Annotated in this window: 15 protein-coding genes; 4 read left to right on the forward strand and 11 right to left on the reverse strand. The window is 62.8% G+C overall.

The annotated features are described in order from the left end of the window. The first annotated feature begins 261 nt into the window (after nt 1-261). Entirely contained in the window at nt 262-1,134 is an 873-nt protein-coding gene (locus K7R21_RS09005) for a bifunctional 5,10-methylenetetrahydrofolate dehydrogenase/5,10-methenyltetrahydrofolate cyclohydrolase (RefSeq protein ID WP_224982927.1), read from the forward strand. A gap of 163 nt (nt 1,135-1,297) precedes the next feature. Here K7R21_RS09005 and K7R21_RS09010 read toward each other — a convergent pair whose 3' ends face one another. From K7R21_RS09010 to ylqF, 4 genes are all read right to left on the reverse strand, one after another. Next, nucleotides 1,298-2,629: an anaerobic C4-dicarboxylate transporter gene (locus tag K7R21_RS09010; protein WP_224982928.1), complete on the reverse strand. Its 1,332-nt coding sequence runs from the start codon at nt 2,627-2,629 to the stop codon at nt 1,298-1,300. A 329-nt stretch (nt 2,630-2,958) separates the two neighbouring features. Next, complete coding sequence (locus tag K7R21_RS09015) at nt 2,959-4,374, reverse strand: sigma-54-dependent transcriptional regulator (RefSeq protein WP_224982929.1); 1,416 nt, start codon at nt 4,372-4,374, stop codon at nt 2,959-2,961. Beyond that, nucleotides 4,371-6,197 (reverse strand): transporter substrate-binding domain-containing protein, encoded by a 1,827-nt coding sequence (locus tag K7R21_RS09020; protein ID WP_224982930.1) that lies wholly within the window; start codon nt 6,195-6,197, stop codon nt 4,371-4,373. The genes K7R21_RS09015 and K7R21_RS09020 overlap by 4 nt, the downstream gene beginning before the upstream one ends. 4 nt (nt 6,198-6,201) lie before the next feature. After that, complete coding sequence (ylqF, locus tag K7R21_RS09025; RefSeq protein WP_224982931.1) at nt 6,202-7,116, reverse strand: ribosome biogenesis GTPase YlqF; 915 nt, start codon at nt 7,114-7,116, stop codon at nt 6,202-6,204. A gap of 245 nt (nt 7,117-7,361) precedes the next feature. On the opposite strand from ylqF, the gene K7R21_RS09030 reads away from it, so the two are divergent. Further along, nucleotides 7,362-7,916, forward strand: coding sequence for a ferritin (locus tag K7R21_RS09030; protein WP_224982932.1), 555 nt, complete (start codon nt 7,362-7,364; stop codon nt 7,914-7,916). Between the two features lie 49 nt (nt 7,917-7,965). On the opposite strand, the gene K7R21_RS09035 is transcribed toward K7R21_RS09030, so the two are convergent. Both K7R21_RS09035 and K7R21_RS09040 read right to left on the reverse strand, forming a co-directional pair. Further along, complete coding sequence (locus K7R21_RS09035; protein ID WP_224982933.1) at nt 7,966-9,234, reverse strand: MFS transporter; 1,269 nt, start codon at nt 9,232-9,234, stop codon at nt 7,966-7,968. 15 nt (nt 9,235-9,249) lie between these two features. Further along, nucleotides 9,250-9,753: a MarR family winged helix-turn-helix transcriptional regulator gene (locus K7R21_RS09040; protein ID WP_224982934.1), complete on the reverse strand. Its 504-nt coding sequence runs from the start codon at nt 9,751-9,753 to the stop codon at nt 9,250-9,252. 193 nt (nt 9,754-9,946) lie between these two features. Between K7R21_RS09040 and K7R21_RS09045 the strand changes: the two genes are divergently transcribed. Further along, nucleotides 9,947-12,172 (forward strand): thioredoxin domain-containing protein, encoded by a 2,226-nt coding sequence (locus K7R21_RS09045; protein ID WP_224982935.1) that lies wholly within the window; start codon nt 9,947-9,949, stop codon nt 12,170-12,172. Here the strand turns inward: K7R21_RS09045 and K7R21_RS09050 are convergent. The 5 genes from K7R21_RS09050 to K7R21_RS09070 all read right to left on the reverse strand — a co-directional run bounded on the left by K7R21_RS09050 (nt 12,169) and on the right by K7R21_RS09070 (nt 16,697). After that, complete coding sequence (locus K7R21_RS09050) at nt 12,169-12,564, reverse strand: HIT family protein (RefSeq protein ID WP_224982936.1); 396 nt, start codon at nt 12,562-12,564, stop codon at nt 12,169-12,171. The genes K7R21_RS09045 and K7R21_RS09050 overlap by 4 nt on opposite strands. Nucleotides 12,565-12,572: 8 nt before the next feature. Then, entirely contained in the window at nt 12,573-12,959 is a 387-nt protein-coding gene (locus K7R21_RS09055) for a DUF6982 domain-containing protein (protein WP_224982937.1), read from the reverse strand. 103 nt (nt 12,960-13,062) lie between these two features. Further along, complete coding sequence (locus K7R21_RS09060) at nt 13,063-13,629, reverse strand: HPP family protein (protein ID WP_224982938.1); 567 nt, start codon at nt 13,627-13,629, stop codon at nt 13,063-13,065. Nucleotides 13,630-13,694: 65 nt separating this feature from the next. Next, nucleotides 13,695-15,146 carry an ammonia-forming cytochrome c nitrite reductase subunit c552 gene (locus tag K7R21_RS09065; protein WP_224982939.1) on the reverse strand — a complete coding sequence of 484 codons (1,452 nt, stop codon included), beginning with the start codon at nt 15,144-15,146 and terminating at the stop codon, nt 13,695-13,697. A gap of 180 nt (nt 15,147-15,326) precedes the next feature. After that, a complete protein-coding gene (locus tag K7R21_RS09070) occupies nt 15,327-16,697 on the reverse strand; it encodes a sigma-54 interaction domain-containing protein (RefSeq protein ID WP_224982940.1) in 1,371 nt (456 codons plus the stop codon). Nucleotides 16,698-17,030: 333 nt separating this feature from the next. Between K7R21_RS09070 and K7R21_RS09075 the strand changes: the two genes are divergently transcribed. Continuing rightward, entirely contained in the window at nt 17,031-17,663 is a 633-nt protein-coding gene (locus tag K7R21_RS09075) for an Lcl C-terminal domain-containing protein (protein ID WP_224982941.1), read from the forward strand. Nucleotides 17,664-17,701 lie beyond the last annotated feature (38 nt).

Consider the following 17,701-nt stretch of genomic DNA (forward strand, 5'->3'; position numbering starts at 1 on the left):
ACTACAGACGCGACGTAGATGCCGTATACGGATAATCTGCCAGTTCCCCGACCGACGGCCGTCAGCCCTGCGGCGGAGGTTGCAGCGCCGCCTCTCACCCGGCCTTGGTCCCAAGGGACCGTGTCCCCTACTGAAGTTCGCTTAACGTATACCGATTCACGCTAACTAGCTGTTGAGCCGTGACTTTTTTTGTGCTACTACTCTTAGATCGGCCCCTTCCCCCCTCTTGGCCGAGGCAAAATTCCAGACAGAGGAAACAGCATGAATCTTTTAGACGGCAAAAAGTGCGCTGACAGCCTGATCGCGGGCATCGCGAAGCAGGTCGCACGCCACGTGGACGCGGGGCTCAGGAAACCGCACATGACGGTGATCCTGGTCGGCAACCACGCCCCCAGCGAGTCCTACGTCAAATCGAAAATCACCACCTGCTCGCTCTCGGGCTTCGACAGCAACCTGATCCGCCTCCCCGAGTCGGTCAGCGAGAAGGAACTCCTGGCGCTGATCGCCGAAATCAATGAGGACAACTCCACCGACGGCGTCATCGTGCAGCTCCCGCTCCCCAAACAGATCAACGCCCAGCGCGTCATCAACGCCATCTCCCCTGACAAGGACATCGATGGTTTCCACCCCACCAACTTCGGGCGCATGGCCCTCGGACAGAAGGCGTTCCGCCCGGCAACCGCCTACGGCATCTGCAAGCTGCTGCAGTTCTACCAGGTGCCGGTAGCCGGCAAACACTGCGTGGTCATCGGTCGCTCCAACATCGTGGGCAAGCCCATCTCCATCATGCTCTCCAACGACTTCGATATTGGCAACGCCACGGTGACCCTCACCCATATCGAGACTCCGCGGGAACTGCTGCTCGAGGAAACCCGCCGCGCCGACATCGTCATCGTGGCCGTCGGTATCCCCGGTTTCGTCACCCCCGATATGGTGCGGGATGGCGTCACCCTCATCGACGTCGGCATCAACCGCCTGGAGAACGGCAAGCTGGTCGGTGATGTCGCCTTCGAAGCCGTCGCCCCCAAGTGTGAGTGGATCACCCCCGTTCCCGGCGGCGTCGGCCGCATGACCGTGGCCGCCCTCATGATCAACACGCTGGCCGCGTACCAGAACAACTTCGAGCTGGCTTAACCCCCTCATCGCTAGTCCATCCCCTCTCCCGGAGGGAGAGGAAGACTTAAACAAAAAGAAAAGGGTCCCGGCATTTCCGCCAGGACCCTTTTTCTTTAACAGCTGCATGCTTCTATCTTATCTTGCCGTTATCTCTTTTATCCCCTTTATCCCTGTTATTCCTTTAGAGAATGAACTGCGAGATGGTGTAGGCGACCACGGTGGAGACGCCGACGCCGATCAGGCCCGGGATCATGAAGCTGTGGTTCAGGAGATACTTGCCGATCCTGGTGGTGCCGGTGCGGTCCATGTTGATGGCGGCCAGGTCACTCGGGTAGAAGGCGAAGAAGAAGTAAGCGTAGCTGGCAGGCATCAGTCCCAGTAGCAGCGGGATGGGAAGACCAAGGGCAAGGCCCAGCGGCAGCGTGATGGCGAGAGTCGCCGCCTGGCTCTTGACGAAAGCGGAGATGCAGAAGGTGGCGATGGCGAAGGTCCAGGGTGCCATCTTCACCATGATGCCGATGTTGTCGATCAGGTACTTCTTGTTGGCGCTGATGAAGGTATCGCTCATCCAGGCGATGCCGAAGATGGAGACGACCGCGATCATGCCTGCGATAAAAACGCTTGAGTGGGCGATGTCTTTTGCCTTGACCTTGGCGGCGAAGAGAATGAAGGCACCGTAAGCGAGCATGATGAACTGAACCACGGTGGTCATCGGGACTGGCTTCTTGTCGGCGGCCAGCGGGAGGAGCCAGGGGCAGCTTGCCATCAGTATGATGGTACCGACGCCGGCAAAGAAGAGCGCCACGGAGACCTTGGCGACGGTGGAGATTTTCTTGTCCAGAGTGGTCACGTCCGCGTCGAGATTCTTACGGAATTCGGGATCCTGCAGTCGGGCCTGGAAGTCGGTGTCCTTGTCGAGGTCAAGACCGCGGTTGAAGCTCCAGGCTGCGGCGGCCAAGACACCGATGATGCCGGCAGGCATGGTGACCGAGATGATGTCGATCAGGGTGACGGGGTGACCGGACTTGGCGGCGAAGCCCAGGAAGAAGGTAACGGCGGCGGCAACAGGGCTCGCCGTGATCCCCATCTGGGAGGCGACACTGGAAATCGCCATCGGGCGTTCCGGACGGATCTTGGTCTTGATGGCCACGTCGGAGATGACCGGCAGCAGCGCGTACACGGCATGCCCGGTACCGCAGCAGACGGTCAGGAAGAAGGTACAGAGCGGGGCCAGAATGGTGACGTACTTGGGATGGGCGCGCAAAAGCTTCTCGGTCAACTGCACCAGGTAATCGAGTCCCCCCGCCACCTGCAGGGTTGCCGACGCTGTGACCACCGCGAGGATGATCAGCATGACGGCGATGGGGGGCTCGGATGGGGCGCTGCGGAAACCGAGCACCAGCACTGAAACGCCGAGGCCGCCGATCAGGCCGAGCGCCACGCCACCTTTGCGGATACCTATCAGCACCGCGCCGAGTACGAGTATGAATTGGATCCAGAACATCGCTGCCATGACAACCTCCTATGCTGCTCCTGGTTAGCTTTGGCGAGGTGATCCCTCGCGTCGTTATCTAACCGTGGTAGAGCAGGCATGATGCCAAGATCCACATTTTATATAAACCATTGTAATTACAAGTAATACCACCTAAAAGGCACCAACCAAAAAACAAAAATGCCATAACCGGAGGCTATGGCATCTCATATCTGCAGGGCAAAATATATGTCTTTTCAAAGAGTTATGTCCGGATATAACGCGAGGTTATCATTATAACCGAAGGTTATGCCTCTTCATGAGGGACGGCCGCGGCGTCGCCAACCGTTCCCGCAAGCCACCCTTGTGATTCAAGAGTGCATCATCTTCAACCGTTTGCTCAGGGCGGGCTGGGAGATGCCCAGCAGCCGCGCGGCGAGGGTCTGGTTGCCGTTGGCGCGGGCAAGTGCCTCCTGGACCAGGAACGCAGCCGCATCGCTGAAGGTGGGAAGCTCGTCGAAGCCGCTGAATGGATTTTCTCTTGGGGGAGGCACAGCGGAGGGGCCCGCCTCGGCCTGGGCGGACTCGACCGCCTTGACGAAGCTGTCCATGGAAAGCATCCGGTCCCGGTGCACGCTGACCGCGTCGAACACCATCGCCTTCAGTTCCCTGACGTTACCCGGGAAGCTGTAAGTGGAGAGAAACTGCGCCAGCCCCTTGGGGGGCGTCGGCTTCTTCTTCCCCAGCGCCTCGGCGGCCTCGGCCAGGAAATGGTCCAAAAGAAGCGGGATGTCGCCGCGCCGCTCCCTGAGCGCGGGAATCTGGACGCGGTGCGTGCGCAGGCGATAGTACAGGTCGCGGCGGAACTTCCCTTCTCCCTCCTTGGCGGAAAGGTTCTGGTGCGTTGCCACGATGATGCGCGCCTTGAGGCGCTTGGGTAGGTCGCACCCCAGCGGGAAATACTCGCGCTCCTGCAACAGCCGCAACAGCTTCACCTGCGAGGCGATGCTCAGGTCACCGATCTCATCCAGAAAGAGCGTCCCGTCGCTGGCTTCCTCCACCATGCCGCGCCTTGCCTGGTCCGCGCCGGTGAAGGCGCCGCGCACATGGCCGAACAGGGTGTCGGCGAACACGGTGTCGTCCAGCCCCGCCACGTTGACCGTGACCAGCTTGCCGCGGCAGCCGCTCAAGCGGTGCACTGCCTGGGCGACCAGCTCCTTCCCTACCCCGCTCTCCCCGGTGATCAAGAGCGGTTGCGGACTCTTGGCCACCGCCTCGATGTAGGCGAAAACATCGAGCATGGAGCGGTCGCCGGTGACGATGGCAGAGAAGGCCTCGGGGTGCGACAGCTCGCGCGAGATCAGGCGACTCGACACCTCCTGGAACTCGCTTCTCATCTCCACCATCCGGATCGCCCGCAGCACGCTTCCGACGATACGCTCCTCCTCGTCGGTCTTGACACAATAGTCGAAGGCGCCCAAGCGCATGCAGCGCACCGCCGTCTCCAGCTGGTTCAGGCCGCTCAGGACGATTACCGCGATGTCGGGGAAGCGTTCCGCGATCTGGGCCAGCACCTCCTCGCCGGATAGGTGCGGCATGGTCAGATCGAGCATGACCAGCCCGATGCGCGTCTCCTCGAGTATCGACAGCACCTGTCGGCTGTCGCTGCAGGTGGTGATGTTGCTGATCCCGCCGGCGGTCTCCAGGGTGAGGGTCAGGGAACCGAGCCAGTCGGGTTCGTCATCGACCAAGAGAACGCCGAAATCGGGGTAGAGGGTCTCGGTCACGCGTCAGCCTCCTTGTGATGGGCGGGCAGGGTCAGGGTGACCGTAGTGCCGCTGCCGTCTGATTGGAACTCGAGGGTGCCACCATGCTCCTTGACGATGCCGGCAGAAACCGAAAGCCCGAGGCCGGTCCCCCCCTGGTCCTGCTTGGTGGTGAAGAAGGGATCGGTCAGGCGGGACAGGTGCTCGGGCGCGATCCCGGCCCCTTCGTCGCGCAACCTGAGCACGACTGTGTCGCGAAAGGCATCGTGCCAGGTGATGAGTTCGATGCCCCTCTCCGGGTCGGGGAGCGCCTGGCATGCGTTCAAGATCAGGTTGACCAGCACCTGCTCGAGGCGCTGCCGGCTGCCGCGCACCCGGGGCAGCCCCTTGCGGTAACCGACGCTGAAATTGCGGGTGGCCTTGCGGATGGTCGGCTCTACCAGTCGCACCGCTGCCTGGGCGGCCGTGTTCAGGTCGATAACCTCGGTGCCGCTGGTGGTGTCCTGGCGGGCGAAATCCTTCAGGTCGTCCACGATCCTCTTGATGCGCTTGCCGGCATCCTGGATCTTCGCCAGCGACTTGGGCACCTCCTGGCGCATCCGGGAATACGGCAGCCCACCGCAGGTAAAGTCACCGTTTTCCTCGTAGTAGCGCTCCAGAATCTTGGTGGCGTCGGTGTGGAAGCGCTTCAGAATCGGGGCCTCCAAGAGGATGATCCCGGTGGGGTTGTTGATCTCGTGGGCGACGCCGGAGACAAGCACGCCCAGCGCGGCCATCTTGTCCGCCTGTACCAGTTGCTGCTGGTTCAGGCGCAGTTCCTCCTCAACCTGGCGCCGTTCCCCGATCTCCCGGGTCAGGTCGGCGGTACGCAAAGCCACCTGCCGGTGCAGCGTACGCGACCAGAGGGCGAAGCCGCCCAGGAGGAGAATCAGCGGCACGACGACCACGGCCGCGTACTTGACGATGGTCCACCAGTCGATGGGGGCAGTGTCCACCACCCCGAGCCACTTGTTGTGGATCGCGTCGTACTGACCGGTCTTCTTGAGGATGGCGAGCCCCTCGTTGAAGCGCGACAGCAGTTCGGCGTTCCCCTTGTCGACGGCATAACAGTAACGGTGGGTTGCCACGTTGCGGACCACCGGCACCAGGTTGGTGAGTTTCAGCTCGCGGATCATGTACATGCCGGGCACGATGGCCACCACGGCATACTCGATCTTGCCCGAGGCGACCATGCGCATGGCATCGGCGGGGGTGTCCGTCAGGGTGAGCCGCTCCCCCAGTCCCTGCTTGACCAGGTAGTCGTGCATGATGCCGCCGCGGTGCACCGCGACCGTCTTCCCCTTGAGCTCCTCCAGTGAGTTGATCGACGGATTGTCCTTGCGGCCGAAAATGGCGTGGTTGACAACGGCGTGCGGCACCGAGAAGTCGACCTCGTCGGAGCGCTCGGTTGAGAAGGACATCCCCTGCAACACGTCTACGCGCCCGGACTGGAGTGCGCCCCGCATCTCGGCCCAACTCCCCAGCCGGAACTCCACCTTCATCCCCATGACCTCGGCGATGGCGCGGGTCAAGTCGACGTTGTAGCCGGCGGGCTGGCCGGAGCGGTCAATGAACTCGTAGGGAGGATAATCCCGGTCGCCGCCGACCACGACGGTGCGAGTCTGGGCGGCGGTGGCCGCCCCGGCTGCCAGCAGCGCGGAAGGAGCGGCGAGCAGACAGAGGGTGATAAGGGTGAAAAGGGTGAAAAGGGCGAGGAAGGGGCGCCTCCTCCCCTGCCAAGATGCGGGGAGGAGTTGCGCTGGTTTGGTGCGCATGCGGCTGTTGCCAAGCCGGCGGTGGTTCATGCTCTTATTCCGGCACTGCCGGTGCCTGTTGGTGCTGCTCTGCCACTTCGATGCCCGCGAAACGGAGCAACTCCGCCTCGACATCCTCCGGGGTCCCGGGTTCCTCGAAACTGATGCGCCCCGCCTTGCCGGCGCGCAGTTCGCGCAGGAAGGTCTCGGCGGCACGGTGCACGTCGACGACGCCGCCGCTCATGATGCAGCCCAGGCAGCGTCCCACCGCCTCGACCACCTCGTACGGTGTCTCCGGGAGCTCGGCCAGCTTGTAGCGCTCCTTCAGGAGATCGGGGTAACGGCGCATCATGTAGGCGGCCGCGAAAACCCCGACATTGGTGTAGTCAAGGGCATTGGCGCCGATGGCGCCGCTGGCCGCCAGACGGTAGGCGCCCCCCTGGTCGTCCATGGCGGGCCACAAGAGACCGGGGGTGTCGAAGATGAGGATGCCGTTGTTAAGCGGGATCTGCTGCGGGCGCATGGTCACCGCCGGGCGGTCCCCCACCTTGGCGATGCTTCTCCCCGCCAGGGTGTTGATCAGCGTCGACTTGCCCACGTTGGGGATGCCGACCACCATGGTACGGATCGGGTAGCCGGGGTTGCCGCGCTGGGGCACCAGCTGCTTGCACAGCTTCACCAGGCTCTTCACTTCCGGGATGTTCTTTGCGACAAGCGGCAGGGCGCGCACGCCCGAACTCTTCTGAAAATGCTGCACCCATGCCCTGGTGACGGCCGGGTCGGCGAGATCGTTCTTGTTCAGCACTTTGATACAGGGCTTGTTCCGGCGTACCTGCTCCAGCAGGTGGTTCGAGCTGGAGTACGGAAGGCGCGAGTCGAGCACCTCGATGATCAGGTCGATCTTGCGGACCAGTTCCGAGATCTGTTCGAGCGCCTTGCTCATGTGGCCGGGATACCATTTAATCGTCATTTACTCTTCCTTGGCACTGCAAAAATCAGACACAAGGCGACACCATAGCACAGGTACCACTCAAAATGCCACTCCGCTGGCGTCTCCGACCCTTCTCATGTGTATCGCACGTCTGACGCATTAATATTAACCCGATTGACTCAGGTTGCCAGCGAGGCTAGCATTGCAAATATTAAAAATTACACACCATTTGGAAAGGAGCAGGTTTACCGGCGGTGCAAAAGGCCGCGGCAGGAGAACGAGCGATGAGAGAGCTATTGGCAGAGGCAATCAGGCTTGCGGTGAACGTGGAGAGGAACAGCGAAAGGCTGTACCGGAAAGGCGCCATGGCTGCGACGGAATTGGTGCAGAGGAGCTTCTTCGAGCGGCTCGCCCAGGAGGAGTCGCGGCACATCGAGGCCCTGTTGCAGCAATTGTCCCAGCGCGAGGCCGCGCAAAGTGACTCCGGCGCCATCTCGGCGCGACCCACTGCGGCGGCGGAACCGGCAACCGCGCCGATCAACCACCTGTACCAGGCTCTGCTCGACAAGCGCTTCAGCATCGACCTTTACGCCACTTTCTGCCGGTGCTTTAAGGACCCCGCCTTGTGTCGGTTCTTCGATGCCGCCCTGGCCGTCGCCCGCCGGGAGTTCAAACTGATCACCGCCGAGTACCTCAAGGGAAGTCACAGCGAGACTCCCACTGCCGTTCCGCCGCGGCGCAGCCACGTGCGGGGCGAACTTCCCCACCGCATCCCCAACCGCCATACCCAGCTCTTCTTCGCCATGCAGGACTGCGGCAGGCAGTCCCGTATCGGCTGATCCATAAGCCGCCTCAGCCGATCTCGGCTGACTCAGCAGACAGCCAACCTCAGGCTGCCTCGGGCGCAAGCTCCGGCAGCCTGTTCTTGTTTATCCTTAGGACCAAACCCGCCGCCAGCAGGCAGATCATACCCGACAGCAGGAAGGCGATCATGTAATCCCCCAGGTAGGTGCGCACGGTGCCGGCAAAGGTCGCCGCCAGCGCGGCTCCCACTTGGTGGCTGGCGAAGATCCAGCCGAACATCACCCCGACGTTCTGCCTGCCGAAGGCTTCGGCGGTGAGGCGCACGGTGGGGGGCACGGTGGCAATCCAGTCCAGGCCGTAGAAGATGGCGAAGGCGGAGAGGCTCCACTGCGGCCCCGAGAGCGCGAAGGGAAGTCCCAAAAGCGACAGCCCCCGCAGGCCGTAATACCAGCACAGCAGGTAGCGGCTGTTGTAGCGGTCGGAAAGCCACCCCGACAGGGTGGTGCCGAACAGGTCGAGGATGCCCATGAAGGCAAGCAGCCCCGCCGCCTGGACCTCCGGGATGCCGTGGTCAACGCAGGCAGGTACCAGGTGGGTGCCGATCAGGCCGTTGGTGCTGGCACCGCAGATGAAGAAGCTGCCGGCAAGAAGCCAGAAGTCGGTGCTGCGGATGCCGCGCTGCAGTCCCGACAGCGCGATGCGGAAGGGGTTTTCCCCGGAAGCGGTCGGCGCCGGCTCATTCTCGGCGGCGCCGTAGCGCGAGGTTCCGACGTCGTGCGGGTGGTTGCGCATGATAAAAAGCACCAGGGGGAACACGACGATGGCGGCCCCGGCGGTAGCGAAGGCGGCGGCACGCCAGCCGTGGTGGTGCGACAACTGGGCCAGCAGCGGCAGAAACAGCAGCTGCCCGGTCGCGGCACTCGCCGTCAGCACCCCCATCACTGTACCCTGGGATTCCTTGAACCACCTGCTCACCACGGTGGCGCTCAGGCTGTACGCAGTCATGCCGGCCCCGCACCCCACGACGACGCCCCAGATCAGCACCATGTGCCAAGGGCGGGTCATCAAGGTGGTGGAGCTTACCCCGACGGCGAGCAGGAAAAGCGCAATGGCCATGGTCCGGCGCACGCCGATCTTGTCGAAGAAGGCCGCGGCGAAGGGGCCCATCAACCCGTACAGGAGCAGGTTCACCGAGACCGCCAGCGAGATGGTGGCGCGGGACCAGCCGAACTCGTGCTCCAGGGGTACGATAAGGATTCCCGGTGTCGACCTGATCCCGGCCGTGGTGAGCAGTGTCAAAAAGGTCACGGCCACGATGAGCCATGCGTAGTGAAATTTTCTCGAAGCTGCCATCGCTACTGCCCTCCCCTATTCGGACTCGACAAAGTCCGCCGTTACCGCATCCTCTCCGGCGACCCCTTCCAGCGCCACAACCAGATCACCGAGCCGCCGCACGCCGTCGGCGCCGAGACGTTCCTCGATCAAGCGCTGTGCTTCTATCCAGCGCGGCCGCGCCTGCGCCACCGCTGCCCGGCCGCTTTCGCTCAGGCTCACTCCCCTCTCCCGCGGATCGACCGCTGTGGCCCCTTCGACCAGGCCGGCCTGCTCCAGGCTCTTTAGGTTGCGCACCAGCGTGGTCCGGTCCAGCCTGAGCATCCTGGCAAGCGCACTGACGCTGACCACACCGGCCCGGGACAGGTTCACCAGCACGGAGTACTGGGTCACCTTGAGCCCAGCCGGTTGCAGAGCGTCGTCGTAGACCTTGGTAATGGCGCGCGATGCCCGGCGTAGGTTGACGCAACTGCAAACGCTGGGCTGGTCGGTGGGTTTCTTTTTGATCCTGGCGGACGTTGCTTGAGTCAACGCTTCCATAGCGCCTCCTATGCGTGCATATACACGCATATAACATCAGGGCATCATTAGGTCAACTGTTTCTTGCTCCGGGCTGCTGCACTGGCATCGCCGCCGCCACGAAACATGATAAAGTTAAACCTTTCGCGCCGGGAACACGCCGCCACCGGAGCCCATCCGGGGCGCGCCACGGCCCAAACGACGGAGAAAGACCATGCCCAACCTCGCCGATCATTACCAGCAACTCCCGGGGACTGAAGGTGTGCCCGCGCCCCCGCTCGAACAATACGAACAGCTCCGCCAGCGCCGCGGCTATGCCTACCGTCCGCGCACCCGGCACCTGCTCCCGGAGGGATGGGCGAAGTACACCAACCGGCTCTTCCTGGAGACGAGCCCGTACCTGCTGCAGCACGCGCACAACCCGGTGAACTGGTTCCCGTGGGGCGAGGAGGCCTTCGAGCTGGCCCGACAGCTGGAACGGCCGGTCCTGGTCAGCATCGGCTACGCCACTTGCCACTGGTGCCACGTGATGGAGGAACAATCTTTCGAGGATGAAGCCATTGCCGAGTTCCTGAACCGGCACTACATCGCCATCAAAGTGGACCGCGAGGAGCGACCGGACGTGGACACGGTCTACATGACCGCGGTGCACGCCATGGGGATGCAGGGTGGATGGCCGCTCAACGTCTTCGTGGCTCCGGACCGCAAGCCCTTCTACGGCGGCACCTACTTCCCCCCCAACGACTATCCCGGCGGCCTCGGCTTTCTCTCGCTGCTCATGCGTATCAGGGAAAGTTACGTCGCCACACCGGACCGGGTCAGCCGTGCCGGGGTGCAGCTGACCGAGGCGATCCGCACCATGCTGGCGCCGACCGAGGGAGAGGGGGCCTGGCGCGAGGTCTCCCTGGAGCTTGCGACAAGGTTGTACCGGGACCGCTTCGACGACCGAAACGGCGGCCTGGCCGGAGCGCCGAAGTTCCCCAGTTCCCTGCCACTCCCCCTGCTGCTGCGCCGCTACCAGACCGGCGACGACCGGCAGCTGCTCGCCATGGCAGAGTTGACCCTGCAGCAGATGGCGGCCGGCGGAATCTACGACCAGGCCGGAGGGGGCTTCCACCGCTACGCTACCGACACGGCGTGGCAAATCCCTCACTTCGAGAAGATGCTCTACGACAACGCCCAGCTCACGGTGACCTACCTGGAGGGGTACCAGGCCACCGGGCGCACCGAGTTTGCCAGGGTGGCGCGCGAGATCCTGCGCTACTTGCAGCGCGACATGCAGGCGCCGGAGGGGGGATTCTACAGCGCGACCGATGCGGACAGCCTGAGCCCCGAGGGACACCGGGAGGAAGGGGTCTTCTTCACCTGGACTCCGGAGGAGTTGATCGATGCACTGGGCGAGGAACGGGGGAACCTGGTCGCCCGTTGCTACGGCGTGACGCCGGCGGGGAACTTCGAAGGGCGCAGCATCCTGCACCGGGACCGGAGCCTGGCGGAGTTGGCAACCGAGTTGAAGCTCCCCGAGCAGGAACTCGAGCTGATGTTGGCGGACTGCCGCGAGATGCTGTACCGGGCCCGGGCCAGGAGGCCGCTCCCCTTGAGGGACGAGAAGATCCTGGCATCCTGGAACGGCCTCGCCATTTCCGCTTTTGCCCGCGCCGGTCTCGTCCTCGACAACCCAGAGCTGGTGCAGGTGGCGGCAAAGGCGGCGGAATTCGTGCTGCAGAACATGGTGCAGGAGGGGAGACTGCGCCACAGCTACCAGGAGGGGAGCCCCAAGGGCGAGGGGTTCCTCGACGACTATGCCTTCATGGTCGCGGGGCTGATTGACCTGTTCGAGGCGAGCCACGAACTGCGCTGGCTGGAGCGATCGCTCGAGCTGTGCGCGTCGGCGGCGGAGCAGTTCGAGGACCGCGAACGAGGCGGCTTCTTCATGACCGGGCCGCACCACGAGCAGCTCATCTCCCGGGAGAAGCCGGCCTACGACGGCGTGATACCGTCCGGCAATTCCGTGATGGTGATGAACCTGCTGCGCCTGAGCACCCTGACCGGGAACGAGCGGCTGCTGGAGCAGGCCGATCGCGCCCTGTCCGCCTTCGCCACGCAAATGGCGCAGTCCCCCGCCGCCCTCTCCGAGATGCTGCTGGCCGTCGATTACCAGCAGCAGACGGCCAGGGAGGTGGTGATCGTGGCGCCGGCCGGAAAGCCGGAACTGGCGGAACCATTTTTGGCCGCATTGCGGCGGGTGTTTCTTCCGAACAGGGTGCTGGTGGTGGTATGTGAGGGGGAAGAGTTGAGCCAAGCGGCACGGGTGATCCCACTGGTGGAGGGGAAGGTCGCCCAAGCAGACCGTGCAGTGGCGTACCTGTGCCGGAACAGGAGCTGCCAACGTCCGACTGCCGACCCGGACGACTTTTACCGGCAGCTCAAGGAGGGCTAGCGCTCATCCCTTTTCCAGTAGGGGGCCTTGACCGGCATGATCCAGCGCACACCGCCGCGGGGATCCTCGGTGTCACCGGCATAGCGCGGGATCAGGTGGATGTGCAGGTGCGGCACGGTCTGCCCGGCAGCAACGCCATCGTTGACCCCGATATTGAACCCGTCCGGGGAATGTTGCTGCAGGAGCCGCTCCCGCATCTGCCCTACGAGGTCGAAGAGAGCGGCCTGTTCCTCCACGGTCGTCTCAAAGAAGGAGGCGACGTGTCGTTTGGGGACCACGAGAGTGTGCCCGAGTGTAACCGGAAAACCGTCGTGGAGGGCCAAAGCCAGCTCGTTTTCCAGCAGGACGTGGGCTGGATCGATCCGGCAGAAAGGGCAGGCAGCCTGGGTCATGATCGCCTCTATACGAATTCCACCTTCTCGGTCGCGGCGGTCACCACGAAGGCTCTCTCGTTATTGCTGTTGGGGTCGCAGGGGAAGACGATGAAAGTGGCGCGTGCCGGCGAGAAGCCCTGTGTGTAACCGACCAGGGTTTCGCCATCTTTGAAGCGGACCTTGATCTTCTTGCCCAGCCCAACCCTTTCCACGTCCAGCCGCTCCTGGTATTCGTGATTTCCCTGGAAGCTCTTGACGAAGAAGATGGCTTTCAACTGCTCGACGTTCACTTCGTAACGGTTTGCCGTTTCAGTCTCAGTGAGGTGAAAGAGCATCTTGTTGGCGGCGAGATCTTCGGTGGTACCCTTAACGACCTTGCCGTCTGCATAACGAACCACGATCTTTGCTATCACCGGTAACCTCTCCCTTCGTAAATCACAGCAGATTCAGGTTGTAAACCAAAGGCACTCCCCTACTATCACAAACCGTGAATAATTAGAAGCAGTTTTGCTTGGGTTACAGCCAGTGGCGCGGATAGGAGCGGTGATAGACAACGTTATTGGTAAAGCAGGCCACAATGAGCAGGATCAGCGCCCCGGTCAGTACCGGGAGCAGCACAAACGACGGCCCCACCGCCCCCTGCACTCCTATCAGGGCGGTGGCGCCGCCGGGAGGGTGGGTGGTGTGAGTCACATTCATCAGAAAAATAGAGGTACAGACGGCGAGGGCCATGCTAACTGGCGTCGACCCGAACAGTGCGACCGCGACCACCGCCACCAGGGCGGAGACGACGTGTCCACCGACCAGGTTGCGCGGCTGCGCCAGTGGAGACTCGTTGGCCCCGAACAGGAGCACCGCCGAAGCGCCCAGGGAACCGATAAGCAGGGGATGGCCTAGCAGGATGGTCAGTTCGCTGATGACGAGGAGGGCGCCCATGGCGCTGACAAAGCTCCAGGCCGCGTAGCGCAGCGTCATCGGGGAGCGTGTACCGCGAATGGGGGCCCGGCAGCGCCGCGGCACCCGCGCCAGCCTCTTGCGGATGGCGACCTTCCTCCGCATCACCACGGAAAGGCGTCGTTTCAAAACAGTTCCTCCGGTATCAAATGAAAAAGGGGCGGCGCCCAGGCGCCGCCCCCGTAATGGCAAGGCTACTTACCCGCGAATGGATCCTTTATCTCCTGTTCCGGCTTGAACATCAGCTTCTTCACGCCGCGGTTGTTGAGATATTTCGCCAGCTCAAGGTCAACCTTGGCGGGCACGTCCACCCCCGCCTTGACCAGCAGCTCCCGCAACAGCCGCTCGGCTGCCGCCGCGTGCGACATGGCGTCACCCAGGACGCGCTGCGCCTCGCCGGGGTTGTGGAAGCCAACCGAGTTTTCGGCCCCGATGAAGACCACGCGGTAGAAGGCCTCTTCGTAATGGTCCTTGGCCTGGGCGTAGAGCGTTTCATCAAGCTTCTTGCCGAAGGCGCGTGCCTTGTTGGCCATCTCGAACAGCTTGGCGTCGGTAGCGGTGGCGTAACCGGAGCGGATGAACTGCGACATGACCCGGTCCTGGATGGCGAAGATCTTCTCTCGCATTTGCGCCGGCGACTCGTCATGGCACTGCTTGCACGCCTTCAGGTCGTTCTTGAGCGGGCTCATGATGCGGTGATCGGAGACTTTGTCCTTACCCTCTCCGGTGGACGGCATGTGGCAATCGGCACAGGTGACGCCAGCCTGCCAGTGCACGCTGTTATTGGAGAAAAGCTCGAACTCGGGGTGACGGATGAAGGCGAGCTTGAAGCCGGTGACGCTCTGGGTCCACTCCCCGCTCGGCTTGTTACTCCTGAGCTTCTTGATGATGTTCTCGATGGTGATGCCCCCCCACTTGCTGCCGTCCCAGGGGAAGAAGACGTCGGTGGACTTCATGTCGGCGTCCTTGGGAATGCTGTAGGTGACGTGGCACTGGGCGCAGGCGAGGGTCCTCAGATCCTGCTTAGTCAGCTTGGACTGGTCGACGCCCAGCTTCTCCAGCCCCTTGCCCAGGGTGAAGCCGCGGGAAATTTTGAGCGACATGTCGCGGTTGTCATGACAGTCGATGCAGGCAACGCCGAGGGTCTGGTCACCCTTGGGGATCTTGCCGCGGATTTCCTGGTAGGGCTTGGCGAAGTAGTCTTTGCCGAGCTGCCTCTGCAGCGTCGGGGCATAGGGGGTCTTGCAGGTCAGGCAGGAGCCGCCCGCCTTGTAGCGACCGGGATCGACCTCGAGCTGGTCCTGGATCATGTAGAAGTGTCCGCGCGGCTCCTTGTACTCGGTCCCGAAGGCCCAGCCGTTGTACAGCAGCGCGAGGAAGGGGTACTCGTCGATCTTGTCCGGGTTCTCCTCGCCGACGTCCCACCCTTTCTTGTACCTGCTCTTGCCGGCCGGGGTCGGCTCGGAGGTCTGCTTCCAGAGCTGGTACTGCTTCGGGTAGAGCTTGCCCCACTCGGCCGGGTCAACGGTCCCGTCCGCAATGGCCGGGCGCACCTCGGAAACCTCGATCTTCTTCGGGGAGCAGCCGGCTCCCGCCAGGGCCACCCCCGCCACCGCCATGACGACACATCCTCGCAGCATCTTCATCACATTCTCCTCTGTTCTGATTTCCCGCCTTGCGCGGCAGCCGCCGACACGGGTAACGATCTAGATTACCTTGAGCAGGGACCGTGCCACGGTGACATTCAGCCATAAATCATGAGAATTCCATTGTCTTGAGAAGACATCGGAAGGAGCAACGGTGGCGGATGGGTAACGCGACGTTACCTACTGGTAACGCTTCATCTTCTTCCAGAGGGTTTTGCGTGAAATACCCAGGAGGCGCGCGGCCTCTGCGCGCCGATTGCCGGTGGCGGCCAGCGCCTGCTCGATTAACTCGGCCTCCCGGTCGTCGAGCTTGCAGGAAAGGACCGACCCTTGGGCAGTAGAGGACAGTGGCGTTGCGGTTTGCGTAGGCAACACAAGGTGGCCGAATTCGGCGGGGAGGTCGGCGATGGTGAGGGTGTCGCCGGTGCACAGCGCGGTGGCGCGTTCCATGGCGTTCTTGAGTTCCCTGACGTTGCCGGGGTAGCGGTGGCTCAAGAGTGCCTCCTTGGCCTCCCGGGAGAGCCTCAGCTCCGGCCGCCCCATCTCGGTAGCGAAACGGGACAAAAAGACGCCGGCAAGCGGCAGGATGTCCTCCAGGCGTTCCCGCAAGGGGGGGAGCTCGATCGGGATCACGTTGAGGCGGTAGAAGAGGTCCTCGCGGAACTGCCCGGCGGCGACGTCCTGGCGCAGGTCGCGGTTAGTGGCTGCCACGATGCGCACGTCGACCTGGATCTCGCGGCTGCCGCCGATGCGCTCCACGGTCTTCTCCTGCAGGACGCGCAAAAGCTTGGCCTGGGCCGACAGGGGGAGCTCGCCGATCTCGTCCAGGAACAGGGTGCCGCGGTGGGCCTGTTCGAACTTCCCCTTGCGCTCCCTGAGGGCGCCGGTAAAGGCCCCCTTCTCGAAGCCGAACAGCTCGGATTCCAGCAGGTTTTCCGGAAGTGCGGCGCAGTTGATCTTGACCAGGGGGGCACCGCTGCGCCGGCTCTTGCCGTGCAGTTCGCGCGCCACCAGTTCTTTGCCGGTGCCGCTTTCTCCGGTGATCAGGATGGTGGAGTCAAGCGGAGCAGTCGAGCGGATCATCTGGAAGACGGGCTGCATGGCGGGACTGCGGCCGATCATGCCGCCGAAGGAGCTTTCGCTCAACAGCTGATCGCGCAGCACCGAGTTTTCTTCCTTTAAATGTTCCCGCTCGGTGATGTCGCGGCTCACCATAAGGGTGCCGACGAAGCCGTCCTCCCCGTCCTTTATGGGATAGTAGCTGTTCTCGAAGATGCGTCCCTTGACCTCCAGGGGACGCGTGTGAAAGGCGAGGGTTCCGCTTTTGAGGCTGGCCAGGATGGCGGCGATGCGCGGCCGGGCCGGCGGCGAGTGGATGGCCAGGAGGTCGCGCCCCAGGTAGTTGGCTGCGTCGATGCCGCGGATCTGCTCGGCAGCCGCGTTGACGCAGACGATCTTGTTGGTGTGGTCGGCGAAGATGATCCCCTCGCCCATGCTGGTCAGTATGGCGCGGTACACCGCGCTGCCAGGTTCACTCTCTGTCATTGTCATCACGCCCCCGTTACCCATTGGTAACATCGATAGTAGGCGTTAGTGGCAGGAGCGCCTTGACCGAGATCAAAAACTAGTGAAAGAAGGCATGAATGACGAACAGGGTAGGCTTGGCTCTGGGTGAGAAGAGCCCCCTCCGACATCCGCCCTCCCTGGGCGGCAAAAACCTGCTCCATTTGTGACCTGTGACCATTGTCACGCCCCGTCCGTCGGGTATCGTTAGAATTCGTTAAAACATCAACCTTTCTTCCTATTCAGGCGAGAGCTGTTGCGGTGGCCGAGCCGGTACCCTCGGCGCCTGACAACCGGCAGCGCGACCTAAGGAGGCATCCCATGAGAGCCAAAAACATCGATGCAGATGTCGTGAACAGAAGATGGATGAGCGTTGCGGCGGTGGTGCTGCTCCTGGCATTGCCGCTGCTGAGAGAAGCCGGTGCCGGAGTGGTGCAACTGCCGAAGACCGGGCAAAAGACCTGCTACGACACGAGCGGGGCGCAGGTACCGTGTGCTGGGACCCGACAGGACGGGGAACTGCAGATGGGACTGGCGCCACCATCCCCGCGCTTTACCGACCACAATGACGGCACGGTCACCGACAACCTCACCGGGCTGATCTGGCTCAAGCAGGCCAACTGCTTCGGCCCCCAGCTCTGGATGGATGCGATGAGCCTGGCGAAGAACCTGCAGTCCGGTACTTGCGGCCTGTCCGACAACTCCCTGGCCGGTGACTGGCGCCTGCCCAACATCCTCGAACTTGAGAGCCTGGTGGACATCTCCAATATCAACCCGGCTCTCCCCACCGGGCATCCCTTCACTAGCGTTCAGAACACGGGTTACTTGTCTTCCACTACCAATGCTTTCCACCCGCTGCGGGCACGCTACGTCTACTTTCCAGACGGTGCGGTCAACGGCGCCAGCAAGACGACGGAACCGCATTTCGTGTGGCCGGTGCGGGGAGGACGCTAACCGACAGAGCATAACGACAGCCCCGGACGCTCGGTCGC

Origin of the sequence: Geomonas agri (assembly GCF_020179605.1) — a bacterium.
Classification (GTDB): Bacteria; Desulfobacterota; Desulfuromonadia; order Geobacterales; family Geobacteraceae; genus Geomonas; species Geomonas agri.